We start from the raw sequence: 23305 nt of genomic DNA on the forward strand, positions 1-23305 counted from the left end.
CGGGCACGGAGCGACCAGAGCGCACGAACGGCGCACGTGTCGTGCAATCGGGTGACAGCGACACAAGCCGCCCCGGACTCGATGTTTGGGCGCCCTGGGGGTGGGTCAGGGTGTGTCGGGCGGACAGGACACGAGCAGGGCGGCGACGTCGTCGTCGAGGTCGCCGGAGCCGTAGGCGACGAGGTCGCTGTGGAGGAGCTCCGGGACGTCGGCGGGCGAGGCGCGGACCCAGCCGCGCAGCCGGAGCTCCAGCGGGTAGAAGGTGCCGGTCCGGTCCCGGGCCTCGCTGACGCCGTCGGTGTAGAGCAGCAGCCGGTCGCCGGGACCGAAGGGGATCTCCTCGATCCGGTGGTGGTTCTCGGCGAGGCCCGCGAGGTTGACGGGCAGTGAGGGGTCGGCGAAGGGGACCGGGGCGACGTCGCCGCCGTGCTGGAGCAGGGGTGCGGGGTGGCCGCAGCTGAGGATGCGGGCGACGTTCCGGTCGTCGGGGAGTTCCACCAGGACGACGGTGGCGAAGCGTTCGGCGGCGTCCGACTCGGGGTCCCAGCCGCTGTAGCGGGCGAGTCCTTCGTCGAGCCGGTCGGCGAGGGCGGCCAGGTCCGGGACGTCGTCGACGGTGGCGCGGAAGGAGCTGAGGAGCACGGAGGCGGTCTCCACGGCGCCCAGGCCCTTGCCCTGGACGTCGCCGAGCATGATCCGCACGGCGCCCGGCACCCGTACGGCCTCGTAGAAGTCGCCGCCGATCCTGGCCTTGGCGGCGGCCGCGAGGTACAGGAGGTGCAGTTCGAACCGGCCGAGCCGGTCGGGGAGCGGGCGCAGCACGACCCGCTGGACGACCTCCGCGACGGCGGTGACCTCGCTCAGGTCCCGTTCGTAGCGGGTGCGCACCTGGCTGACCCAGGCCGAGGCCGCGGTGACGACGGCGAGCACGACCTCGCTGGCGAGGAGTTCGGGGACGGTCTCGTCCCGGCCGAGGGTGAGCAGGCCGCGCACCACCATGGCGAGGAGCCCGATGCCGATCGTCCCGCGCACGCTCCAGGTGACGGCGGCGAGCGCGGGCGCGGCGACGAGCAGGCGTTCGAAGCGCTCCTTGTCGGGGGTGAAGATGTCGGCTAGAGCCGTCATGGCCAGGATCAGGAAGGGCAGGGCGCGACCGAGGTTGAACTGGGTGCGCGCCGCTCCGGGGAGACGCCGGTGACCAGCAGCGGGCATCTCATGATCGTACGCAGCCCCGTCGTCATGACCGGGCTGGCGCCGGCCCCGGGCGTGTCCCCGTGCGCCCCTTCGGCGGTGCTCCTTCGCGGTCCCGGGCGCCGGGCAGGGCGAGAGCGGCCGGGAGGGCGAGGGCGGCGATCGCGGCCAGGGCCGGCAGGGCGACTCCTCGGTCCGGTACGAATCCGCCCTGCGGGACCAGGGCGAGCAACAGGGTCGCGGTGGCGACGCCGAGCGCCGGTCCGATGTTCATCGCCGTCTGCTGGAGCCCGCCGGCGACTCCGGCGTGGGCCTCGGGCGCGCGGTGCACGACGACGGAGGTCGCGGTCACCATCAGCGTGACGAACCCCGCCCCGAGGAGGGCGGAGCCGGCGCCGACGGGTACGGCTCCGGCCGTCGCGTCGAGCCGGGAGAACAGCAGGACGCCGAGCGTGAGGAGGGCCGCGCCCACGGTCGCCGTGCGCCGGGGGCCGAACCGTCGCTGGAGCGGTGGGCAGAGCGGGGCGCCGAGCACCATGAACACGGCGAGGGGCAGGACGCGCAGTGCGCAGTCGAGGGCGTCGAGCCGCTGTACGTCCTGGAGGAAGTACGTCGCCACGAACAGCGTGCCGAAGAGGGCGGCCGAGGCGGCGAGGAGGACGGCCAGCCCCGCGACGACGGGCCTGCCGCGCAGGAGCCCGGGCGGCAGGAGGGGCCGCGCGGTCCGCCGTTCGTGCCGTGCGAAGAGGATCCCGGCCGCGCCGCTCGCCGCGCACGCGAGGAGAGCGGTCCCCGTCCCGCCGGGCCGGGCCGCCTCGACGAGTCCGTGGACGAGCAGGCCCAGGGCCGCGGCGAGCAGGAGGGCGCCCCCCGGGTCGAGCGGGGCCCGGTCCCGGTGCGGGTCCCGCTCAGGGCGGGGGCCCGGTTCGCGGGTCGTGAGGGCGAGAAGGCCGATCGCGAGGGTCGGGGGTACGCCGAGGAGGAAGACGGAGCGCCAGCCGTACGCGGAGACCAGCGCGCCGCCGACGAGCGGGCCGGCGGCCGCGGCGAGGCCGATGGCGGCGGTGCGCACGGCGATCGGGGTCGCGAGCCGCTCCGGCGGGTAGGCGGTGCGCAGCATGCCGAGGGTGGCCGGCTGGAGGAGCGCGCCGCACACGCCCTGGAGGACGCGGAGCAGGATCACCGTGCCGATTCCGGGGGCGAGGGCCATGGCGGCGGAGGTGGCGGCGAAGCCGAGGGCGCCCATGGCGAAGATCCGGCGGTGGCCGTGGCGGTCGCCGAGGCGGCCCGCGAGGACGAGGAGGCTCGCCACGGCCACGAGATAGCCGGTGCTGGTCCATTGGACCTGGCCGACGTCGGCGCGCAGATCGTGCTGGAGGTCGGGCTGGGCGACGGTGAGGACGGTCCCGTCGAGGGCGACGACGGCGGCGCCGACGACACTGCAGGCGAGGACGGGGGTGCGCCGCCGGGTCACGGCGCCGGCTCCGCGGGTCCGAGGTGGGCGTCGAGGGCGGCCACGAGGAGGGGGGCCGGGTCGTCGCCGCCGGTGGCGAGCCGGAGGCTGCCCCAGTGCCAGAGCTGGGCGATGCCGTGGAGGTTGGCCCAGAGCGCGCCCGCGACGACGGCGGGGTCGGCGTCGGGCCGGACGCGGGCGACGAGCCCGGTGAGGTGGGCGAAGAGCGGCAGGCTCGTCTCGCGCAGCCCGAGCCGACCGCTCTCCAGGAGGTCGTGCCGGAACATCAGCTCGTACATGCCGCGCCGGGTGGCGGCGTAGTCGAGGTAGAGGCGGGCGAGCAGGGTGATCCGTTCGCGCGGCCCGGCGGTCTCCCGGTCCTCGGCGGTGACGCGGGCGGCGAGTTCGGCGAAGCCCTGGCGGGCGATGGCCGACAGGAGGTCGAGGTGGGTCGGGAAGTGGCGTCGGGGCGCCCCGTGGGAGACGCCGGCCCGGCGGGCGATCTCGCGCAGGGAGAGGGCCTGGGCGCCTTCGGTGTTCACCAGTTCGACGCCCACCCGGACGAGTCGCCCGCGGAGCCCGGCGTCGGTCTCCGTGTCCCCGCCCGTGCCGGGCGTGGCTCCGGCGGCCCGGGGGTCTTCGTGTCGCTCTGTCTCGGCGTGCATGGACCGTGTCTACCAAGATCGAGTAGACACTGTCTACTCATGCAGGTAGACGGCGTCTACTCACCCCCGCGCCCCCGTCGGTTACACTGAGGGACAGCGAAGGGGAGTAGCCCTGCGAACCGGTCGTCGACACACTGGAACCCCCGGGTTCCCGGTGACCGGGTCCGCGCACGACGCGGACGGGCGAGACCTTCGGCCAGGCAACAACCGTGTCCGCGTTCCCGTGGGCGCGGTCCGTCATGCCGGGCCGAGTGGTCCTCCCGTCGCCCACCGAGGCGCTGTGCGAAGTCCATGGGCCCGGACCGAGCAGAGAGCCCCGGTATGCACCTCGACCCCTTGGCGATCCTCACCGCCTTCGGGCTGATCTTCCTCGCCGAACTTCCCGACAAGACGATGTTCGCGTCCCTCGCCATGGGCACGCGCATGCGTCCGCTGTACGTGTGGATCGGCACCTCCACCGCCTTCCTGGCGCACGTCGCCATCGCCGTGGGAGCCGGCAGCCTGCTCGGGCTGCTCCCCGGCTGGTCCGTGAAGCTGGTCTCGGCCCTGATGTTCGGCTTCGGCGCCTTCATGCTGCTGCGCGGCGGGGGCGACGACGACGAGGCGGACGCGGGCGGCCGTACGGTCACCGGCTTCTGGCCCGTCTTCTCGACCGCCTTCATGGCCGTCTTCATCAGCGAGTGGGGCGACCTGACGCAGATCACCACCGCCAACCTCGCCGCCACCAACGGCACCTGGTCGACGGCGATCGGCTCGCTCGCCGCCCTGATGAGCGTCTCCGCCCTGGCCCTGGTGGCGGGCCGGTTCATCGCCAAGCGCGTGCCGCTCAAGACCGTGCAGCGCGTCGGCGGCGTGTGCATGGCCGGGCTCGCGATCTGGTCCCTGACGGAGGTCTTCACCGGCTGACCCCGGCGGCCGCCGCGCCCGGAGTGCGGTCACCCCGCACTCGCGCGGACACCCGCATCCCCGCATCCGACGCCGCACACCCCCGCAACCGCGGGGGTGTGCGGCGTTTGGTTCCGATGCCCGTCGGTCGACCGTAGACGCGGAACGGGTGTCAGGGCCCGGTCAGGACGACGAGGCGCTGGGTCGCGCGGGTCATCGCGACGTAGCGGTCGACCGCTCCTTCGATGCCGTCGCCGAACCGGTCCGGGTCGACGAGGACGACCAGGTCGAACTCCAGGCCCTTCGACAGCGACGGGGTCAGCGAGCGGACGCGGGGCGTCTCCCGGAACGTCGGATCGCCGATGACACAGGCGATGCCCTCCGCGTGCTCGGCCAGCCAGGTGTCGAGGACCGAGTGGAGCTCGGAGACCGGTCCGTGGACGACGGGGATGCCGCTGCCGCGCACCGAGGTCGGCACGTTGGCGTCCGGGAGCTCGGCCCGGATGACCGGCTCGGCCTCCGCCATGACCTCTTCCGGCGTGCGGTAGTTGATGCTCAGGGAGGTGATGTCGATCCGGTCGAAGCCGTTCCGCTCCAGCCGTTCCGTCCACGACTCCGTGAACCCGTGGCGGGCCTGGGCGCGGTCGCCGACGATGGTGAAGCTGCGGGACGGGCAGCGCAGGAGCAGCATCTGCCATTCGGCGTCGGTCAGTTCCTGGGCCTCGTCCACGACGATGTGCGCGAACGGGCCGGCCAGGGGTTCCGGGTCGGCGACGGGCAGGGCCGCGTCGTCGATCAGGCTGTCCTTCAGGTCCTGGCCGCGCAGCATCGTCACCGCGCCCTCGCCGTCGTCGTCGGCGGCGAGCACGTTGTCGATGACGTCGGCCATGCGGGCGCGCTCGGCGTCGACCGACGCCTGGTGGCGCCGCTTGCGCGCCGACGCCTCCGGGTCGCCGAGCCGCAGGCGGGCCGCGTCCAGGAGCGGCAGGTCGGACACCGTCCATGCCTCGGGGTCGGCGCGCCGGAGCGTGCGGACCTCGTCGGGGCCGAGCCAGGGGGCGCACAGCCGCAGGTAGGCGGGGACGGCCCACAGGTCGCCGACGACGTCGGCCGCTTCGAGCAGCGGCCAGGCGCGGTTGAGGGTGCCGATGAGCTCCCGGTCGAGCAGCAGCGACTTCCGGAACAGCTCGGGTGACACGTCCCCGTCGTTCTTGTCCGTGAGGATCGTCAGCACCTCCTCCAGAATCTGGTCGCGCGCCTCGTTGTGGGGAGTTCCCGGCTCGACCGCCCGGAACGCCTCGGCCCAGTCGTCGGCGCTCAGCCGGACGTCCGACCAGGAGGTCGTGACCGTCATGCCCTCGGTGGGGGGCGTCTCGTAGAACCGCACGGCCGTCTCGATCGCCCCGACCATGGCCGCGCTCGCCTTCAGGCGGGCCGCCTCCGGGTCGGACTCGACACCGGCCTTGGCCCCCTCGGCGACGAGGTCCCGCACGGTGCAGGTCTGGACGCCCTCCTCGCCGAGGCTGGGGAGGACGTCGGCGACGTAGTTCAGGTACGGCTGGTGGGGGCCGACGAACAGCACGCCGCCGCGGCGGTGGCCGAGGCGCGGGTCGGAGTACAGGAGGTAGGCGGAGCGGTGGAGGGCGACGACGGTCTTGCCCGTACCGGGACCGCCGTCGACGACGAGCGCGCCGCGCGATCCGGCCCGGATGATGCCGTCCTGGTCGGACTGGATGGTGGAGAGGACGTCGCGCATGCGGGCCGACCGGTTGCCGCCGAGGGTGGCGATGAACGCGGACTGGTCGTCGAGCGCCGCGTGCCGGTCGAGTCCGTCGGCGGTGAAGACCTCGTCCCAGTAGTCACTGATCCGGCCGCGGGTCCAGCGGTACCTGCGGCGGCTCTCCAGGCCCATCGGGTGGGCGTGGGTCGCCGCGAAGAACGGCTCGGCCGCGGGGGAACGCCAGTCGACGAGCAGCCGGCGCCCCTCGCTGTCGGTGAGGCCGAGGCGGCCGATGTACAGGGGTTCGGCGCCGTCCGCGCCGACGACGTGCCCGAGGCACAGGTCGAGGCCGAAGCGGCGCAGGGCGCGCAGGCGGCCGGTCAGCCGGTGGATCTCCAGGTCCCGCTCCATCGCCGCCTGGCCGACGCCGCCGGGCGCCCTGCGCTCGGCAGCGAGGCGGTCCGACAGTTCGGCGATCGTCTGCTCCAGGCTCTCCGCGATGGCCGCGAAGTGCCGTTCGTCGCCGGCGATCAGTGCCGCGTCCGCCTTGGCCGCGAGGCTGTCGGGCAGGTCGAAGGCGCTGGTGGTCTGAGGGTGCATGTCTCCCGTTTCCGCAGGTCCTGGCTACGAGGGGAGATTGTGCGCCACCACGGGGGCCTTGCCGCAAGCCCCCTGGTGCGCTATATGTTGAGAGTGGCGGAGGATGTGTCGTCTCCTCGCGCCGGTGTGAGCCGTGACGAAGACCGGCTTCCCACCCTTCTCCAACGGGCCTCGCGCGTATGCCGTGCCGTGCTCTCCCTGCGGACCCCACTCAGGGGTGTCAGGCTGGTGCGGCACGCGTCCCATGGCCACGGCTTCGGCCGGAACGAGAGGGAGTCCCCGTTGGACAGCGAGGCGATCCACCGTGAACTGGACGACCGGGCGGGCGAGGTGGCGGATCAGGTGGTCGCCTGGCGGCGCCATCTGCACCGGCATCCGGAGCTGTCCAACCGGGAGGTGAACACGGCGCGGCTGGTGGCGGAGCAGCTGCGCGCGCTGGGCCTCGACGAGGTCAGGACCGGTATCGCGGGACACGGGGTCGTGGGAGTCCTGCGCGGTGCGGCCGGGGGCGAGCGGGTGGTGGCGCTCCGGGCGGACATGGACGCGCTGCCGGTACAGGACCTGTGCGGGACGGACTTCGCCTCCCAGGTGGTCGACGCCGACTACCCGGGCGGCCCGTTCCCGGTGTCGCACGCCTGCGGACACGACTGCCACACCGCGATGCTGCTCGGGGCGGCCACGGTGCTGGCGGGCGTGCGCGACCGGCTGCCGGGGACGGTCCTCTTCGTCTTCCAGCCGGCCGAGGAGGGCCCGCCGGTGACCGAGGAGGGCGGCGCGCGGGCCATGGTCGAGGCGGGAGCCTTCGCGGGCCCGGTGCCGACGATGGCCTTCGGGCTGCATGTGACGCCGCATCCCCAGGGGTACGTGGGGTACCGGATCGGCAACCAGTACGGTGCCTCCGCGCTCGTCCGGATCGTCGTCACCGGCAAGCAGACGCACGGCTCGACGCCCTGGCAGGGGATCGACCCGATGCCGGCGGTGGGGGCGGTCCTCACGGGCATCGGCCAGCTGTACCGGCAGGTCTCGGCGTTCGACGCGGTCACCGTGTCCATCGGCCACGTGGAGGACGTCGGCCGCTTCAACATCGTCGGCCAGACCGTGACCCTGTGGGGCACGGTCCGCTGCGCCGTGGAGTCGGACATGACCGAGGTGCAGCGGCGCCTCACGACGCTGGCGGAGCACTCGGCGGCGGCGTACGGGGCGACGGCGACGGTCGAGTACCTCCAGCCCGTGCCGCCCGTGCACAACAGCGCCCCGTGGGTGGCGGCGGCGCTGCCCACGTTCCGCCGCGTGGTCGGCGAGGAGCGCGTGGTGGAGACCGGCGGGACCCTCGGGTACGACGACGTCTCCGAGTTCGTGAGCCGGTTCGGCGGGCTGTACGTGATGCTCGGCGTCCAGGACGCGACCCTGGACGCCTCCGGGCAGCCCGTGCCCCTGCCGGACGGGCGCGGACTCGTCACCAACCACAACCCGCACTTCTACGCGGACGACGACACCCTCGTCACCGGCGTCCGGCTCCACGCGCACGTGGCGTACGACCATCTGACGGGCGCGCTGGTGGCGTCCGCGGAACCGTGGACCGCAGGGGTCAGGGCCGGCTCCGGCCGACCTCCTTCACGAAAGCGCTGAGCAGACCGGAGTCGGCGGCGGTCGGCCAGGCCAGGCCGTACGCGACGGGCGGGGCGTCGCGCAGCGGGACGTAGGCGATGCCGGGGCGGGGGTGGTAGGCGGCGCCGCGTGCCGCGCCGGGCGCGACTCCCCGGCCCGCGGAGACGTGGGAGAGGACCTCCTGCCAGGTGGCGGCCGCCGGGCCCCGGCCGATCGGTGCGCCGGACGGGGTGCTGCGGGGGTAGTGGTGGTCGGTCCAGTAGTCCGGGCAGGCGCCCTCGGGGGCGATCAGGTCGAGGCCCGCGAGGTCCTCAAGCCCCAGGGACGCCCGGCGGGCGAGCGGGTGGGCGGCGGGCAGCAGCAGCACGCGCTCGTCGGTGATGACGACCGGCCCCGTGGTCAGGTCCGGTTCGCGGACGGGGAAGGCGACGAACTGGACGTCGAGGGTGCCGTCCCGGAGGGGGCGGACCCCTTCGTCGAGCGGCACTTCCCGGACGGTGATCTCGCAGGCGGGGTGGAGGGCGAGCAGGGCGTCGGCGGCGGCCGTGAGCAGTTCGCCGCCCCAAGGGGTCCCGAAGCCGGCGCGGATCCTGCCCTGGAGGCCGTGGCCGGCGGAGGTGGCGCGTTCCAGGGCGCCGCGCAGCTGCCGGTAGGCGGGCAGGAGGTCCTCGTACAGGCGCCGGCCGACCGGAGTGAGGCGGACGCTGCGGCTGGTGCGGGTGAAGAGCGGTGTGCCGACGCGGCGCTCCAGCTTCTTGACGGTCTGGCTGACGCGGCCGGTGGTGACGCCGAGGCGTTCGGCGGTGCGTCCGAAGTGGAGCTCCTCGGCGAGCGTCAGGAACGCCTCCAGTTCGTACCGTTCGAGCATCGCCCCTCCAGCGATCGTTGAGTGTGGCTCAACGCCGCTTCGATGATCGCACCTTGTTCGGCCGGGGGCGGCGGCGGGAGCCTGGGGACGTCCCCCTCCGCCCTGTGGAAGAGAGTCCGTGGAACCGAGTCCCCTCGCCGCGCCCGCACCCGCCCGGCCCGTGAACGTGCCGCTCTTCGCGGTGGCGGGGGCCGTCACCGTCGCCAACCTCTACTTCCCGCAGCCGCTGCTCGCCGCCGTGGCGCGCGGCCTGGACGTCTCGGAGCGGACGGCGGGGCTGATCGCCCCGGCCGCGCAGGTCGGTTACGCGCTCGGCATCCTGCTGCTCGTGCCGACCGCCGACACCGCCCGGCTGCGGCGCCTCACCTCGGTGCTGCTCGCCCTGACCAGTGCCGCCCTGCTCGTCGCCGCGGCGGCGCCCGACGTGGTGACGCTGACCGTCGCGACGCTCGCGCTCTCCACCACGACGGTCCTTCCGCAGATACTCACCCCGGTGGCGGCGGTCCTCGCGGGCCCCGGGCGGCGGGGCCGGGTCGTGGCCCTGGTGGGCCTCGGCCTGACCCTGGGCTCGACCCTCTCCCGTACGGTCTCGGGCGCCGTGGCCGACGCGAGCGGCAGCTGGCGGACGGCGTACGTGGTGGCCGCGGTGGCGACGGCCGCCCTGCTGTTCGTGCTGCCGCGGCGGCTGCCCGAGCGGCTGGGGCCGCCGGGGCGCACCTCGTACACCGCGCTCCTGGCCGGGCTGCCCCGGCTCCTCGTGGCCCATCGGGAGCTGCGGGTCGCGGCGCTGATCGGGGCCTGCGCCTTCGCCGCGTTCAGTGTCTTCTGGGCCGTGCTCGCCTTCCATCTGGCGGCTCCGCCGCTGGGGTACGGGCCGGGTGCGGCCGGGCTGTTCGGTCTGCTGACACTGCCCGCGGCGCTGCTCTCGGCGACGGCGGGCCCGCTCACCGACCGGTTCGGAGCGGGCGCGGTCAACGCCGGCGGGCTCGTCTGCGCGGGGCTCGGGCTCACGGTGGCGGGCCTGGCCCCCGCCTCGGCCGTGGGCCTCGCGGCCGGGGCGAACCTGCTGGTCGTCGGGGTCAGCTCGTGCCAGGTCGCCGCGCAGGCGCGGATCTTCGCGATCGGGCGGGAGGTGGCGGCACGGGTCAACACGGTCTTCATGCTGGCCACCTTCGGCGGAGGTGCGCTCGGTTCCCTGGCCGGCACATGGCTGTACGCGGTCCACGGCTGGTCGGCCGCGCTGCTCGCGGCCGGGGCGTGCGCCGCCACCGGGCTCGTGGCGGCGGCCGTGCCGGCGCGACCGGCGGTCCCGAGTTGCGTCCCGGACGTCACACGGGAGGCTGGGGGTATCCGCCCGCGCACCTCTCCGGAGGGCACCCCGCAGGGAGATTCATGATGTCGGACCTCACCGAGCTCGCCGACGAGCACCTGGCCGCGGCCCGCACCGCCGCGCACGGGCGCAGCGCCCATCTGGTGATGCACGACGGGGTGCTCCGGCAGACCGTCATCGCCCTGACCTCGGGCACCTCCCTGGACGAACACAACGCTCCCCCGGCGGCGAGCCTCCAGGTGCTGCGGGGCAGGGTGAAGCTGACCTCGCCCGGGTGGGCGCAGGAGATGGGGGCCGGCGCGCTGCGGATGATCCCCAAGGAGCGGCACGGCCTGACGGCCCTGGAGGACGCGGTGGTCCTCCTGACCGCCGTGAACGACTGAGGCACCGGCCCGCGGAACCCCCGGCGCGCCCCTCCGCCCGCCCGGCGGACGGGTCACTCGACCGCGTCGAGGTCCTCGGCGTAATGCTCGATCGCCGGCCGGTACTCCCGTACGGACGGGTCGTCGCTGGTGGCGGCGAGGAGGCGGAGGAGCAGCCGGACCGAGTCGTGGTGACGGCCGGTGTTGTAGAGGGCCATCGCGAGGAACGCCCGCAGCGAGCCGTCCTCGGGGAACTCCTCGGCGGCGCCGGTCAGCAGGGCGACGGCCTCCTCGTACCGGCCGAGGATCCGGTAGGTGCTGCCGAGGCCGAGGAGCGCGCCGCGCCGGTCGTCCGGGGTGAGCCCCGTTCCGGCGAGGGCTCGTTCGTAGTACGGCACGGCCTCCGCCTCCAGGCCGAGGACGTCGTGCGCCCAGGCCGTCTGGTACGCGACCTCCGCGTCGTCTGGCCATCGGGCGGCGAGCGCGACGAGCCGCTCACGGGCCTCGTCCTTACGGCCCTGCTCGCGCAGCGCGACCGCCGCGGCCAGCGGGCCGCTCTTCCCCTCGACGTGATCCATGGCGCCATCGTCGCAGGTGGCGAGGGGCGCCATGGGGGTGGGACCCGGCCGGCGCCACGCGGACCGGACCCGGCCAGCGCCACGGTGAAGGGGACAGCGGGGCACCACGGGGGCGACGGCGGGGCGCCGCTCAGTCCGCGGCGGTGACCAGGACGAGCGGGGCGCCGCCGCAGGGCAGCAGGCGGAGGCCGTCGGCGTGGTGCTCGGCGGGCGGGCCGGCGAGGACGGCGGCGAAGTCCGGTCCCCTGGTGAGGGATCCGGCGAGGTGGGCGGGGTCGGTGGAGGCGGCGACCCGGCCCCGTGCGTTGACGAGCCGGGCCGGCACCGGCAGCCGCTGGAGCACGGGCAGCACGATCGCCTCGAAGTGGCGCAGGTAGACGTCGGCCGCGGCCACCCCGACGAACCGCCCGGCGTGCGTGACCGGTGCGGAGAGCGTGAGGCCGTACTCGTCGGAGCAGAGGTAGTCGACGTAGGGTCCCGCGACGGCCCGACGGCCGGTGTCACGGGGCAGGGTGTACCAGTCCCAGTGCGTGTAGTCGGAGTACGCGGAGTGCTCCGGGTCGAGGTCGAGGAGGAGCGGGCGTACGGCTCCGCCGGGTCCGCGCTGCCACCATTCGAGGCAACCGGGGACGTCGGCGAGGAGGCCGGGCGCGGCGACGAACCCCACGCCGGAGACGAGCGGGAGGGCGGCGAGGCGGGCGCGCAGGCCGGGGCGCAGGGCGGCCAGGTCGGTGGCGACGGGCCGGCGTCCCGCCGTCGACACGTCGGCGAGCGCGGCGCTCGTGTCGGCGCCGGTCTCGGCGACGACGGTGAAGACCTGTTCGAGCGCGTCCCGCACCCTGCGCACGACCTCGGCGACGGGGCCGCCGTCCGCGTCCGGCACCGCCGCACCGGCGCGCGGGGCCCCGGCCGCCGGGGTGGCGCTCCCGGCGGTTTCGGCGGTCGCCGTCACGGCCGTCGCGGTCCGGGCCTTCGCGGCCGCGGCCGGTCCGTCCTGGGCGCGCGCGGTCTCAGTGGTGGCCCCTGCGGGGCCCGCGAGCCCGGTGCTCCTGGCCATGCGTGTCCTCCTGGGAACGAGGCTCGGCTGCGCGGCCGGGGGCGGCGAGGCGCAGCGCGATCAGCCGCTCCACCGACTCCCGTACGCATGTCTCGGCGAGCGTTCTGGCCCGCTCGTCGGCCTCATCCTGCACGGCGGAGATCACGGCGCGGTGACGATCCGACAGAACGGCGAGATGGGCCGGGTCGAGGACGAGGCAGAGCAGGGCGCCCAGGTCCGTCTGGAGGGCGATCTCCTCGCGGGTGAGCCGGGCGGACTGCGCGGCGGCGGCGAGTTCGACGTGGAAGCGCCCGTAGAGCCGGCCGCGGGAGGCCGGATCCTCGGCGGCCGTGAGTTCCTCGACCGTACGGGTGAGGGGGCGCAGGTCGCCGGGCTGGGTGCGGCGGGCGGCGAGCAGGGCGGCGGCCCCGGAGACGGCGGCCCAGTGGTCGCCGAGGTCGCGGAGTTCCTCGGTGGACCAGTCGGCGAGGCGGGCGCGCAGCCGCTCCTCGGGAGGGTTGTCGGGGAGAGTGACGAAGCTGCCGCCGCCGCGGCCGCGGCGGGTGGTGACGAGCCCCTGCTGCCGCAGGGCCATGAGCGCTTCGCGCAGGGTGACGGTGGAGACGCCGAGCTGGCCGGCGAGTTCGGTCTCGCCGGGCAACTGCTCCCCGTCGGCGAGGAGTCCGAGCTCGATGGCGTCGGCGATGCGGCGGACGACGGTGTCCACGCGCGCGCGGGTGTCGACCGGGGTGAAGACGGCCCTGCGGGCGGTGCCCGCCCCGGCCGCTCCGCCCCCGTCGTCGGGCTTGCCGTTCGGTCTCACGGTGAACCACCTCGCGCGTCGAGCTTGAGCGTTGAGCGTTGAGCGTTGAGCGTTGACTCAGCCTTTACCTTAAAGGGGTCTTGAGATTTGAACTATGACTTCATATGTTTACGGCCACGCCCGAGCAACGCTCCACCGCACCAGAAAGGTTCCCGCCCATGGAGGGAATGGCGATCCGGCTGACGGGACTGCGCAAGACCTACGGCCGGACCGAGGCCGTCGCCGGCGTGGACCTGGAGATCACCGACGGCGAGTTCTTCTCGATGCTCGGCCCCTCGGGATCCGGGAAGACCACCGTGCTGCGGATGATCGCCGGATTCGAACCGCCGAGCGCGGGGACCGTCGAGCTGGCCGGCCGGGACGTCACCCGGCTCGCACCCTTCGAGCGCGACGTCCACACCGTCTTCCAGGACTACGCGCTCTTCCCCCACATGTCGGTCGAACAGAACGTCGCCTACCCCCTCAAGGTGCGCGGGGTGCCACGCGCCGAGCGCCTGGTGCGGGCCCGTGCCTTCCTCGTCCGGGTCGGGCTCGACGGACTCGGCAGGCGCCGGCCCGCCGAGCTCTCCGGCGGCCAGCGCCAGCGGGTCGCCCTCGCCCGCGCGCTCGTCGGCCGCCCCCGCGTGCTGCTGCTCGACGAACCGCTGGGCGCGCTCGACCTCAAGCTCCGCGAGCGGATGCAGGTCGAGCTCAAGGAGATCCAGCGCGAGGTCGGCATCACCTTCGTGTTCGTCACCCACGACCAGGAGGAGGCCCTGACCATGAGCGACCGGATCGCCGTCTTCCACCAGGGCCGGATCGAACAGGTCGGGACCCCCGCCGAGATCTACGAGCGCCCCGGGAGCCCCTTCGTCGCCGGCTTCGTCGGCACCTCCAACCTGCTCAGCGGCGACACCGCCCGACGGGTGGTCGGGGCACCGGGCACGTACAGCATCAGGCCGGAGAAGATCCGTGTCGTCACCGACCCCGCCGCACTCCGCTCGCCCGGCGAACCGGGCGTCGCCACCGCCGTCGGCACGGTCGCGGAGGTCGTCTACCTCGGCGACTCGACCCGCTTCCTGGTCGACCTCGACACGGGCGGCCGGCTCACCGCCGTCCAGCAGAACCTGGAGACCTCCTCCGCCGACCTCGCCGGCTTCCGCGGCGCCCGGATCGGCCTCCGCTGGGACCCGCGCCACGCCGTACGCGTCCCCGAGACCCCGTAACAGCGCCTTCGCGCTCCCGCGCCCACGCGAACCCCGGCGAACAGCGCCCCCACTCCGCACGCGCCCCCGTCACGCCCCCTCACCGCCCCCTCACGCAATGGAGAACCACGTGCGCCCGCACCGCTCCCTCCTGACCGCAGCAGCCGTCTCCGGACTGCTCCTCGTGACCGCCTGCGGATCGGCGGACCCGGCCGGTTCCGGGAAGGCCGGCGGTCTCAACCCGCCCGATCTGAAGGCACCCACCGCGCTCGGCGAGGCCGAGGGCGAGGTCAACCTCATCGCCTGGGCCGGGTACGTCGAGGACGGCTCCAACGACCCGAAGGTCGACTGGGTCGGCGCATTCGAGAAGCAGACCGGCTGCCAGGTGAACACCAAGACCGCGGCGACCTCCGACGAGATGGTGTCGCTGATGAAGACGGGCGCGTACGACGCCGTCTCCGCGTCCGGCGACGCCTCCCTGCGGCTCATCGCCTCCGGTGACGCGGCCCCCGTCAACACGGCGCTGGTCCCGAACTACGCCGACGTCTTCGCCGGGCTCAAGAACAAGGACTGGAACTCCGTGAAGGGCGTCGCCTACGGCATCCCGCACGGCCGCGGCGCCAACCTCCTCATGTACGACACGGACAAGGTGAAGCCCGCCCCCGACTCCTGGTCCGCCGTCTTCGACAAGGCGGCGGCGCACAGCGGGAAGGTCACCGCCTACGACTCCCCCATCTACCTCGCGGACGCCGCCCTGTACCTCAAGGCGACCAAGCCGGAGCTCGGCATCGAGAACCCGTACGCGCTCGACCGGAAGCAGTTCGACGCCTCGGTCGCCCTGCTCAAGGAGCAGAACGCGCACATCGGCGAGTACTGGAGCGACTACCTCAAGGAGATCTCCGCCTTCAAGAGCGGCGACTCCGTCGTCGGGACCAGCTGGCAGGTCATCGCCAACCTGGCGAAGGCCGAGGGCGCGAAGATCGACGCGGTCCTGCCCAAGGAGGGCTCGACCGGCTGGTCCGACACCTGGATGGTCTCGGCCAAGGCCAAGCACCCCACCTGCGCCTACAAGTGGCTCGACTGGATCGTCTCGCCGAAGACCAACGCCCAGGTCGCCGAGTACTTCGGCGAGGCCCCGGCCAACGCGAAGTCGTGCGCCGAGACGGCCGACAAGAACCACTGCGCCACCTTCCACGCCACCGACGAGGGCTACTGGAAGCAGGTGCACTTCTGGACCACGCCGATCGAGCAGTGCCTCGACGGGCGTACGGACACGCGCTGCGTCCCGTACGCGAAGTGGGTCCAGGCATGGAACGAGATCAAGGGCTGATCCGGGCGCCATGACCACCCTCTCCCCCTCCCCGCGCGCCGCCGGAGCCACTGCCACGGCCGGGCCGGACCGGGCCCGCGGTCCGGTCAGGCGGCTCGCCGGGGCCCTGCACCGCCGCCCCCGGCTGCGGCTCGCGGCCCTGCTCACGGCGCCGCTGCTCTGGCTGGTCCTCGCCTATCTCGGCTCCCTCGCGGCGCTGTTCCTCTCCGCCTTCTGGACGACCGACAGCTTCACCTCCGAGGTCGTACGGATCTGGACCTCGCAGAACTTCGAGGAACTGGTCGCCTCCCCCGTCTACCGGACGGTCGCCCTGCGCACCGTCGCCGTCGCCCTCGCGGTGACCGCGCTCTGCGCCCTCATCGCCTTCCCGCTCGCCTTCTACACGGCCCGGGTGGCCCCGCCGCGCCGCCGGCCGCTGTTCGTCGTGGCGCTGCTCATGCCGCTGTGGGCCGGGTATCTCGTCAAGGTGTACGCGTGGCGGCTGATCCTGTCGGAGGGCGGCCCACTGGACTGGGCGCTGCGGCCGTTCGGGCTCAGCGGCCCGGGGTACGGACTCACGGCCACGGTGCTCGTCCTGACCTACCTCTGGCTGCCGTACATGGCGCTGCCGATCCACACGGCGCTCGTGCAGCTTCCCGACAGCCTGCTGCACGCCTCGGCCGACCTCGGCGCGCGGGCGGGCCGCACCTTCGTCTCCGTCGTCCTGCCGATGGTGTGGCCGGCGGTGGCCGCCGGGTCCGTCTTCACCTTCTCGCTGAGTCTCGGCGACTACATCACGGTGCAGATCGTCGGCGGCAAGACCCAGCTGATCGGCAACCTCGTCTACTCCAACGTCACCCTCAACCTGCCGCTGGCCGCCGCGCTCGGCACCGTGCCGGTCGCCGTCATCGTGGTGTACCTGCTCGCGGTGCGGCGCTCCGGCGCGCTGCGCAGCCTGTGACCGGCCGGAAGGACCGCGACCGATGAACCTCTCCCGACCCGCGCGGATCGCGCTGCGCACCGCGGCCGGCCTCGGCTTCGCGGTGATCTACCTGCCGTTGCTGCTCGTGCTGCTCGGCTCGCTGAACCCCGACCGCTCGGCGAGCTGGCCCCCACCGGGGCTGACGCTCGACTGGTGGGCGGCCGCCTGGGACAACGAGGGCGCACGCGCGGCCCTGTGGACCTCGGTGCGGGCGGGGCTGGCGGCGACGGCGGTGGCGCTGGTGCTCGGCACGCTGATCGCCTTCGCGGTGCAGCGCCACTCGTTCTTCGGGCGCGAGGCCGTCTCCTTCGCGGTGGTGCTGCCGATCGCGCTGCCCGGCATCGTCACCGGCATCGCGCTCAACTCGGCCTTCGGCACGGTGCTGCGGCCGCTCGGGGTGGGCCTCGGCATGTTCACCGTGGTCGTCGGCCACGCGACCTTCTGCATCGTGGTGGTCTTCAACAACGTGGTGGCCCGGCTGCGCAGACTCCCCGGCTCGTACGAGGAGGCGGCGATGGACCTCGGCGCGCACACGTTCCGCACCTTCCGGGACGTCACCTTCCCGCTGCTGCGCTCCGCGCTCCTCGCGGGCGGCCTGCTCGCCTTCGCGCTCTCCTTCGACGAGATCGTGGTGACCACCTTCACGGCGGGGCCGGGGGTGCGGACACTGCCGGTCTGGATCTTCGAGAACATGACTCGCCCTCAGCAGGCGCCGGTGGTCAGCGTGGTGGCCGCGGCACTGGTCCTGCTGTCGGTCGTGCCGATCTACGCCGCCCAGCGGCTGTCGTCGGACACGGCGGGCGGCGGACGCGTCTGAGACGGGTGTCCGGCCCCGGCCGGGCACCCGGCACGGGGGGTCGGATCCGGATCCGACCCCCCGTCGACCGTTCAAGATCATCAAGGGGCACAATGACCCTTATGGCGATAACGAACATGCCCAAAACGGCAACGATCGACGACGCCGCGGCCATCAGCCGCGTCCTGACCCGCGCTTTCGACGACGACCCGATGATGCGCTGGTTCTTCCCCGAAGAGACCTCGCGCGCGACCGCGCTGGGGCGCTACTTCACCACGCTCTTCACCCGCCAGTACGTCCGCCACGGCGTGTGCGAACGCACCGACGCGGCCGCCGCGTTCTGGGTCGCGCCCGAGGCCCAGGCCAAGGCGGTGCCCGACGCCGAGACCATCCAGGAGCTCACGGACATCCTCGGCGACCGGGCCGGGCTGTTCGGGGAGGCCGTGCGGACGGCCGCCGAGCACACGCCCCGGGAGCCCCACTGGTCCCTGGCCCTGATCGGCGCCGACCCGGCCGCCCAGGGCCGGGGCCAGGGGTCCGCCCTGCTGCGCTCGGGCCTCGCCAAGGCCGACGCGGCGGGCATGCCCGCCTACCTGGAGTCCTCCAAGGAGTCCAACCTCCCGGTGTACGAGCACTTCGGCTTCGCCGTGCGCGAGGAGCTGCGACTGCCGGGCGGCGGACCCACGTTGTGGGGGATGTGGCGCGAGCCGCGCCCCGCCGCCTGATCCGAGAACGCGTCCCACCGCCTGATCCGAGAACGCGTCACGCCGCTTGACCCGAGAAGGCGTCCGCCCGGCTCCGCTGGGCTGCGGCGCGCGACCGCCCACCCGCTGCTACCTTTCCGAAATGCGTAATTTGTCTGCGTTTCGGGGGAGGCGTGGCGCCGTCGCCACGGGAAGCGGGCGCGTGTGGTGAGGCTGTCCCGCTTCGATCTGCGCGCCGCCGCCCGACGGGCGGCGGCGCTGCGGCCCTGGCGGCGCGGCGGGAGCACCGTCACCGTGCCGGAGGCCGAGGACGCCGGCAGGGAGCGGTTGCGGGACCTGGCCGCGCTGCTCTGCGAGCTCGGCGCCATGCTCCTCCGGGCCGGGGAACGGACGGCCGAGGTGGAGGGCGCGCTGCACGACGTGGCCGCCCGTTACGGAATGCGGGTGCGCTCCTTCGTCGTCCCCACCGGCCTCTTCGTCCGGGTCGGCGGCGGCCCCGACGGGCGGGGCGGTGAGCTGGACTTCTCCCCGGTCGAGGGGCCCGACCTGCGGCTCGACCAGGTGGAGGCGCTGCAGTCGCTGGTGAAGCGGATGCGCGCCGAGGAGGTCTCCTTCGAGGACGCGCGACGGTCGCTCCGGGAGGTGCGGGAGCGCCCGGAGCGGTTCAGCCCGGCGACCACCGTCCTGGGCTACGTCCTGCTCACCATCGGGCTCGGCGTGATGCGGCACGCGACCGTCCCGGCCGTCGTCGGGTACGCGGTGCTCGGCCTGGGCGTCGGTCTGCTGCGCCTCTTCGGCGACCGGCTCCCGGCGGCCCGTACGGCCCTGCCGGTGGTCGCGGCGATCCTCGTCACGGCCGCGTCCCTGCGATGGGCCGGGCCGCTCCTGCACGAGGAGCCCACGGTCCTGTACGTCCCGCCGCTGATCGCCTTCCTGCCGGGCGCCGCGCTGACCCTCGGCGCCATCGAACTCGCCACCGGCGCGGCCCTCTCGGGTATCGCCCGACTGGCGGGGGCGGTGAACGTCCTGCTGCTCCTGGCCCTCGGCATCCTGGTCGGCACCGAACTGCTGCGGCCCCACCCGGCGGGCGGCCCCGCGTCCGATCCGCTGGGCGCCTGGGCGCCCTGGGCCGGGGTGCTGCTGCTCGGCTTCGGCTTCCTGCTGTACTTCTCCGCGCCGCCCCGGCCTCTCCCCTGCCCGACCCGGACGGGGAGACGACGGCGGAGAAGCCTCCGGCCGGCGGCGGTCTCTGAGCCCGCGGCGAGGGACCCCGCGCTCAGTGGGGCTTCTTCGTCCATTCGAGCGTCACCCGCAGGCTCGCGTTCGCGTTGCCCGAGACGACGAGTGCCGTGAGCTTGCCGGCGGCCAGGCCCAGTTGGCAGCCGAACTCGACGGTCGCGCGGTCCGGCGCCGCCTGGTGCAGCGCGTCACCGATCTGCCCCGCGAAGGAGGAGAGGGCCTCGGTGACCGCGGAGAGGTCGGGCAGGTGGTCGCCGAGCCCTTCGAGCTCGCCGTCGAACTCCCTTTCGGGGCCGAGGGATCGCGCCTCGACGTAAAGCGTCGCGTCCCCGACCGCGACTTCGGTGACGTCCGGCATCGGGGCTCCTGGGGTCGAGAGTGAGCTGACAGGACGTCAGTATCACCGAGGGGTACGACGCGGGGCGCGCCCATCGGCCGGGCGGCGTGGCGCGCCGGTGACCGTCGGCGCGGACACACCCCCCGTACCGCTCGTTCAGAGTTCCGGGCGGAAGGGACCGGCTGCGGGTCCGGCCGCGGCGACGCCGGCGCCGGGGTCGAAGGCGCTGCCGCGCTGCCACTGGGGCCAGCTGAGGTTCCAGTCGCCGAAGCCGTTGTCGAACGGGCTCATGGGCTCCCCGTATCCGTTGATCACACGGACGAGGTCCCCTTCGCGGACCGTGCGGAACAGCCAGGCGGCGTCCTCGGTGCTCATGCCGGTGCAGCCGTGGCTGACGTTCTCGTTGCCCTGCGCGTCGACGGACCAGGGGGCCGCGTGCAGGTACTCGCCGCTCCAGGTCACCCGGGTGGCCCAACGGACCTTGAGGTCGAAGTAGTCGCGGCTGCCGCGGGCGATGCCGATGGAGTCGCCCCGCATGCGGACGAGCGGCTCCTTTCCGAGGACGACCTTGATGCCGCCCCGGGTGCGGTAGCCCGCCTTCCCGGTGGTGACCGGCAGGGTGCGCAGAACGCGTCCGTCCTCGGAGACGGTCATCGTGAGGGCCCTGGCGTCGGTGACGGCCTCGACCCGGGCTCCGGTGGTGAAGGTGAGGGGACGCGAGGGGCCGCCGTGGAGCCCGCGTCCGACCCGGACCCCGTCGAGTCCGCTGTGGACCCGGACCGTGGCGCGGGCGGGCCAGAAGGTACGGGGCCGGTAGTGGAGGGTGGAGGGGCCGACCCAGTACCAGGAGCCCTCGACGTGGGGTTCGGACCGCACGTCGAGGGCTCGCTCGACGGCACGGCGGGCCGCGGGGTCGTCGGCCGGGACCGGGTGGCTGAGCTCGGCGGTGACCGGCCGGCCCACACCGTACGTGCGGCCGTCCTCCGGCCCGAAGGCGACGGTGAGCCGCTCCCCGGCCGGCTCCGCGGCGGTGCGGAAGTCCAGGCGGGCGATGTGCCGACGGGGCTCTCCCGTCCCGGTGTGTTCGACGACGAGGCGGGCGGCGAGCCGGGCCCCCGTGGGCAGCACCGCCGCGCTGGTCCACCGGGTGCCGTCGGCGCTCGACGCACCGGCGACCTGGCGGCCGCGCTGGTCGGTGACGGTGACGTCGGCGAGTAGGCCGGGTGTGCGCAGCGCGATCTCCACGGGCCCGGACACCCGCGTGTCGAGCAGGAACGGGTCTCCGGTGAGCACGGGCCCGCCGGTCAGGACGGCGGTGTGGCGGGGCACGGAGCAGAGCCCGCCGTCGGCGGAGCAGCCGTCGACGGTGACGATGGCGGTGGGGTCGGGGGCGGCGCGGGGGCGTGTGTCCCGGCCGGTGGACGACTGGGCGGCCGTACCGACGAGTACGGCTCCGACGGCCAGGGACAGCGCTCCCCACCCCCGAACGTATCTGCGTGACGACACGTCGGACACCCTCCCCTTCCGGACGACGACGCCGGCGGGCGGTGCCGACCCGAACATCAAAACGGATCAACAGAGGAAAAGATGATCAAGGCGCCGGGCGTGGCGGGCGAGTGGCGGGCGAGACGACTCGAATGGGTCAGCGGGCGGGCTCGGGGAGCTCCTCACCGGTCTCCAGGAGGGACTTGAGGCTGGCGATCAGTGCGGGCCACCCCTCGCCGATCAGCTCCCTGATGGTCCCGTCGGGCTCCAGGTCCCCGTGCGTGACCGTGAGTTTGACGATGTCGCCGGAAGGCTCGATCACGAAGGTCACCTTCGATCTGCGCTCCGCGGCGAGGCGTTCGTAGACCTCGTGCCCGAGGCCGACGGCCTCCGCCCAGGCGGGGGTGAAGGTGTGCCAGCTGTACGAGAGAAGGCGGCCGGGTTCGGCGGCGAGGACGACCTGCTCGGGGTCGGCGGTGCTGCGGCCGCCCTCGTCCCAGACCATGGGGGCTCCGGGAGTCCAGTCCGTCTCGAAGGCCACACCCCAGTAGCGCCGGGTGAGCTCGGGGTCCGTGAGCGCCTGCCAGAGCTCGTCGGGCGTCGTCCGGATATAGGTGGTGTAGACGAACGAGTCGCTGTCCATCGCGCTGCCCCTCGGATCTGCTCCCCCGCGTCCTGCCTCTCTCCAGCCTAGGCAGGCGCCGGACGGACGTGCCAGCGAAGGACACCCGTCCGGCCCGTGGGGCCCCCGGTGAACAGTCGCCGGCCCCCCTGTGAACACCCGCGGGTCACACTGGTGAATAGGTGCGGAGGAAACTATTAAACGTGCTGCTAGCGTGTCGGAATGTCGCTCAAGCACGCCGTCCTCGCAGCTCTCCTGGAGGGCGAGGCATCCGGATACGACCTGGCCAAGATCTTCGACGTGTCCGTCGCCAACTTCTGGGCGGCCACCCCGCAGCAGCTCTACCGCGAGCTGGACCGCCTCGACGAGGCAGGGCTGATCACCGCCCGTGTCGTGGAGCAGGAACGGCGTCCGAACAAGCGGATGTTCAGCCTCACGGAGCCGGGACTGCGGGATCTGGCGGCCTACACCTCGACACCTCCGCGGCCGAGCGCCGTACGGGACGAGCTCCTGGTCCAGGTGCAGGCGTGCGACGAGGGCGACACGACGGCGGTGCGCGGCTTCGTGGCGCAGCGGATGGAGACGGCCCAGGCCAAGCTCGCCCGCTACGACCGGCTGCGGGAATGGATGCTCGACGGCCGGGACGAGGAGACCTACCTCGCCGAGGCGGAGCGGGTCGGGCCCTATCTCACGCTGATGCGCGGCCGGTTCTTCGAGGAGGAGAACCTGCGGTGGGGCGAACGCGCCCTCGCGGTGCTCGACCGCCGCGCCGCCACGCGGACCGGGGCGGTGCGGGGGGCGGAGGCGGCCCCCCGGGGCTGACACGACACCCTCGGCCGGTGGCTTCACCCACCCCTCTGTGCCGACGGGTCCCTACCCTGCGGTAGCCTCACCGACCGGCCACCGGAGGTGCCGGTGGCATGCGGGTACTGATCGGGGATGGGCTTCCATGAACGTCGGTGACCTCGTCGAGGACTTCAGCCTTCCGGACGAGACGGGCGCGGCGCGCTCCCTCAGCGGACTGCTTTCCGAGGGGCCGGTCGTGCTCTTCTTCTACCCGGCCGCGCTGACGCCCGGGTGCACGGCCGAGGCATGTCACTTCCGCGACCTCGCGGCCGAGTTCCGTGCCGTCGGGGCGCTCCCCGTCGGGATCAGCTCGGACGACGTGGAGCGGCAGCAGGAGTTCGCCGAGCGGCACTCCCTCGGCTACCCCCTGCTGTCCGACACCGAGGGCGCCATACGCGAACGGTTCGGCGTGAAGCGCGGGTTCTCCCTCGCCCCGACCAAGCGGGTCACGTTCGTGATCGGCCAGGACCGGCGAGTACGCGAGGTCGTCCGCAGCGAACTGCGGATGAGCGCCCACGCGGACCGCGCCCTGGCGGCCCTGCGCCGCGACTGAGACCAAGGCTCCCGGGCTGCGCGGCGACTGAGGCCATGTCTCTGGGGCTGCGCCGCGACTGAGACCACTCCCGGGCTGCGCGGCGCGCGCGGCCCGGGGCTTTCGGCCGGACGGCACTCCGCCCGGGCC

At 73.7% G+C, this 23305-nt stretch carries 23 protein-coding genes; 12 read left to right on the forward strand and 11 right to left on the reverse strand.

Features of this window, described 5'->3' with window-relative positions; translation table 11 throughout:
* Nucleotides 1-105: 105 nt before the first annotated feature.
* The 3 genes from ACFVZH_RS08830 to ACFVZH_RS08840 are packed head-to-tail and all read right to left on the reverse strand — an operon-like array spanning nt 106 to nt 3309.
* Entirely contained in the window at nt 106-1212 is a 1107-nt protein-coding gene (locus ACFVZH_RS08830; protein ID WP_384894728.1) for a PP2C family protein-serine/threonine phosphatase, read from the reverse strand.
* Between the two features lie 25 nt (nt 1213-1237).
* A complete protein-coding gene (locus ACFVZH_RS08835) occupies nt 1238-2665 on the reverse strand; it encodes an MFS transporter (RefSeq protein WP_384894730.1) in 1428 nt (475 codons plus the stop codon).
* Nucleotides 2662-3309, reverse strand: a complete 648-nt coding sequence (locus ACFVZH_RS08840) for a TetR/AcrR family transcriptional regulator (protein WP_384894732.1) — start codon at nt 3307-3309, stop codon at nt 2662-2664. Before ACFVZH_RS08840 ends, ACFVZH_RS08835 begins: the two co-directional genes overlap by 4 nt.
* A gap of 321 nt (nt 3310-3630) precedes the next feature.
* Between ACFVZH_RS08840 and ACFVZH_RS08845 the strand changes: the two genes are divergently transcribed.
* Nucleotides 3631-4215 (forward strand): TMEM165/GDT1 family protein, encoded by a 585-nt coding sequence (locus ACFVZH_RS08845; RefSeq protein WP_384894734.1) that lies wholly within the window; start codon nt 3631-3633, stop codon nt 4213-4215.
* 151 nt (nt 4216-4366) lie between these two features.
* Here the strand turns inward: ACFVZH_RS08845 and helR are convergent, their stop codons facing one another.
* Nucleotides 4367-6514 (reverse strand): RNA polymerase recycling motor ATPase HelR, encoded by a 2148-nt coding sequence (gene helR / locus ACFVZH_RS08850; RefSeq protein WP_384894736.1) that lies wholly within the window; start codon nt 6512-6514, stop codon nt 4367-4369.
* Between the two features lie 282 nt (nt 6515-6796).
* Here helR and ACFVZH_RS08855 point away from each other — a divergent pair, with 282 nt between their 5' ends.
* Nucleotides 6797-8143, forward strand: a complete 1347-nt coding sequence (locus ACFVZH_RS08855) for a M20 family metallopeptidase (protein WP_384894738.1) — start codon at nt 6797-6799, stop codon at nt 8141-8143.
* On the opposite strand, the gene ACFVZH_RS08860 is transcribed toward ACFVZH_RS08855, so the two are convergent.
* The gene (locus tag ACFVZH_RS08860; RefSeq protein ID WP_384894739.1) at nt 8103-8990 is read right to left on the reverse strand and encodes a LysR family transcriptional regulator; all 888 of its coding nucleotides are present in this window, start codon (nt 8988-8990) and stop codon (nt 8103-8105) included. The two genes, ACFVZH_RS08855 and ACFVZH_RS08860, sit on opposite strands and share 41 nt — an antisense overlap.
* Before the next feature lie 118 nt (nt 8991-9108).
* Between ACFVZH_RS08860 and ACFVZH_RS08865 the strand changes: the two genes are divergently transcribed.
* Together ACFVZH_RS08865 and ACFVZH_RS08870 are read left to right on the forward strand one after the other, a co-directional pair.
* Complete coding sequence (locus tag ACFVZH_RS08865; RefSeq protein ID WP_384894741.1) at nt 9109-10386, forward strand: MFS transporter; 1278 nt, start codon at nt 9109-9111, stop codon at nt 10384-10386.
* Nucleotides 10386-10703, forward strand: a complete 318-nt coding sequence (locus ACFVZH_RS08870; protein WP_384894887.1) for a cupin — start codon at nt 10386-10388, stop codon at nt 10701-10703. The genes ACFVZH_RS08865 and ACFVZH_RS08870 overlap by 1 nt, the downstream gene beginning before the upstream one ends.
* Nucleotides 10704-10756: 53 nt before the next feature.
* On the opposite strand, the gene ACFVZH_RS08875 is transcribed toward ACFVZH_RS08870, so the two are convergent.
* From ACFVZH_RS08875 to ACFVZH_RS08885, 3 genes are all read right to left on the reverse strand, one after another.
* Nucleotides 10757-11260: a tetratricopeptide repeat protein gene (locus ACFVZH_RS08875; RefSeq protein WP_384894743.1), complete on the reverse strand. Its 504-nt coding sequence runs from the start codon at nt 11258-11260 to the stop codon at nt 10757-10759.
* Between the two features lie 130 nt (nt 11261-11390).
* A complete protein-coding gene (locus tag ACFVZH_RS08880; protein WP_384894745.1) occupies nt 11391-12317 on the reverse strand; it encodes a cache domain-containing protein in 927 nt (308 codons plus the stop codon).
* Complete coding sequence (locus tag ACFVZH_RS08885) at nt 12271-13119, reverse strand: FadR/GntR family transcriptional regulator (protein WP_384894747.1); 849 nt, start codon at nt 13117-13119, stop codon at nt 12271-12273. Before ACFVZH_RS08885 ends, ACFVZH_RS08880 begins: the two co-directional genes overlap by 47 nt.
* A gap of 158 nt (nt 13120-13277) precedes the next feature.
* Between ACFVZH_RS08885 and ACFVZH_RS08890 the strand changes: the two genes are divergently transcribed.
* The 6 genes from ACFVZH_RS08890 to ACFVZH_RS08915 all read left to right on the forward strand — a co-directional run bounded on the left by ACFVZH_RS08890 (nt 13278) and on the right by ACFVZH_RS08915 (nt 19447).
* Nucleotides 13278-14324, forward strand: a complete 1047-nt coding sequence (locus ACFVZH_RS08890; protein WP_384894749.1) for an ABC transporter ATP-binding protein — start codon at nt 13278-13280, stop codon at nt 14322-14324.
* Between the two features lie 97 nt (nt 14325-14421).
* Nucleotides 14422-15633 carry an ABC transporter substrate-binding protein gene (locus tag ACFVZH_RS08895; RefSeq protein ID WP_384894751.1) on the forward strand — a complete coding sequence of 404 codons (1212 nt, stop codon included), beginning with the start codon at nt 14422-14424 and terminating at the stop codon, nt 15631-15633.
* Nucleotides 15634-15643: 10 nt separating this feature from the next.
* Nucleotides 15644-16573, forward strand: coding sequence for an ABC transporter permease (locus tag ACFVZH_RS08900; protein ID WP_384894753.1), 930 nt, complete (start codon nt 15644-15646; stop codon nt 16571-16573).
* A 22-nt stretch (nt 16574-16595) separates the two neighbouring features.
* Complete coding sequence (locus ACFVZH_RS08905; protein WP_384894755.1) at nt 16596-17411, forward strand: ABC transporter permease; 816 nt, start codon at nt 16596-16598, stop codon at nt 17409-17411.
* A 101-nt stretch (nt 17412-17512) separates the two neighbouring features.
* Complete coding sequence (locus ACFVZH_RS08910) at nt 17513-18115, forward strand: GNAT family N-acetyltransferase (protein ID WP_384894757.1); 603 nt, start codon at nt 17513-17515, stop codon at nt 18113-18115.
* 183 nt (nt 18116-18298) lie between these two features.
* The gene (locus ACFVZH_RS08915; RefSeq protein WP_384894759.1) at nt 18299-19447 is read left to right on the forward strand and encodes a threonine/serine exporter family protein; all 1149 of its coding nucleotides are present in this window, start codon (nt 18299-18301) and stop codon (nt 19445-19447) included.
* Here the strand turns inward: ACFVZH_RS08915 and ACFVZH_RS08920 are convergent.
* The 3 genes from ACFVZH_RS08920 to ACFVZH_RS08930 form a co-directional block, all read right to left on the reverse strand.
* Nucleotides 19371-19691 (reverse strand): CU044_2847 family protein, encoded by a 321-nt coding sequence (locus ACFVZH_RS08920; RefSeq protein ID WP_384894761.1) that lies wholly within the window; start codon nt 19689-19691, stop codon nt 19371-19373. The two genes, ACFVZH_RS08915 and ACFVZH_RS08920, sit on opposite strands and share 77 nt — an antisense overlap.
* 135 nt (nt 19692-19826) lie before the next feature.
* On the reverse strand, nt 19827-21176 hold the full coding sequence (locus ACFVZH_RS08925; protein WP_384894763.1) for an Ig-like domain-containing protein: 1350 nt from the start codon (nt 21174-21176) through the stop codon (nt 19827-19829).
* 136 nt (nt 21177-21312) lie between these two features.
* Nucleotides 21313-21798 (reverse strand): SRPBCC family protein, encoded by a 486-nt coding sequence (locus ACFVZH_RS08930; protein WP_384894765.1) that lies wholly within the window; start codon nt 21796-21798, stop codon nt 21313-21315.
* A gap of 201 nt (nt 21799-21999) precedes the next feature.
* On the opposite strand from ACFVZH_RS08930, the gene ACFVZH_RS08935 reads away from it, so the two are divergent.
* A complete protein-coding gene (locus ACFVZH_RS08935; RefSeq protein WP_384894767.1) occupies nt 22000-22599 on the forward strand; it encodes a PadR family transcriptional regulator in 600 nt (199 codons plus the stop codon).
* A gap of 127 nt (nt 22600-22726) precedes the next feature.
* Nucleotides 22727-23176, forward strand: a complete 450-nt coding sequence (locus ACFVZH_RS08940; protein ID WP_384894769.1) for a peroxiredoxin — start codon at nt 22727-22729, stop codon at nt 23174-23176.
* The last annotated feature ends 129 nt before the right edge of the window (nt 23177-23305 follow it).

Source organism: Streptomyces sp. NPDC059534 (genome assembly GCF_042743475.1).
In the GTDB taxonomy this organism is placed as follows: Bacteria; Actinomycetota; Actinomycetes; order Streptomycetales; family Streptomycetaceae; genus Streptomyces.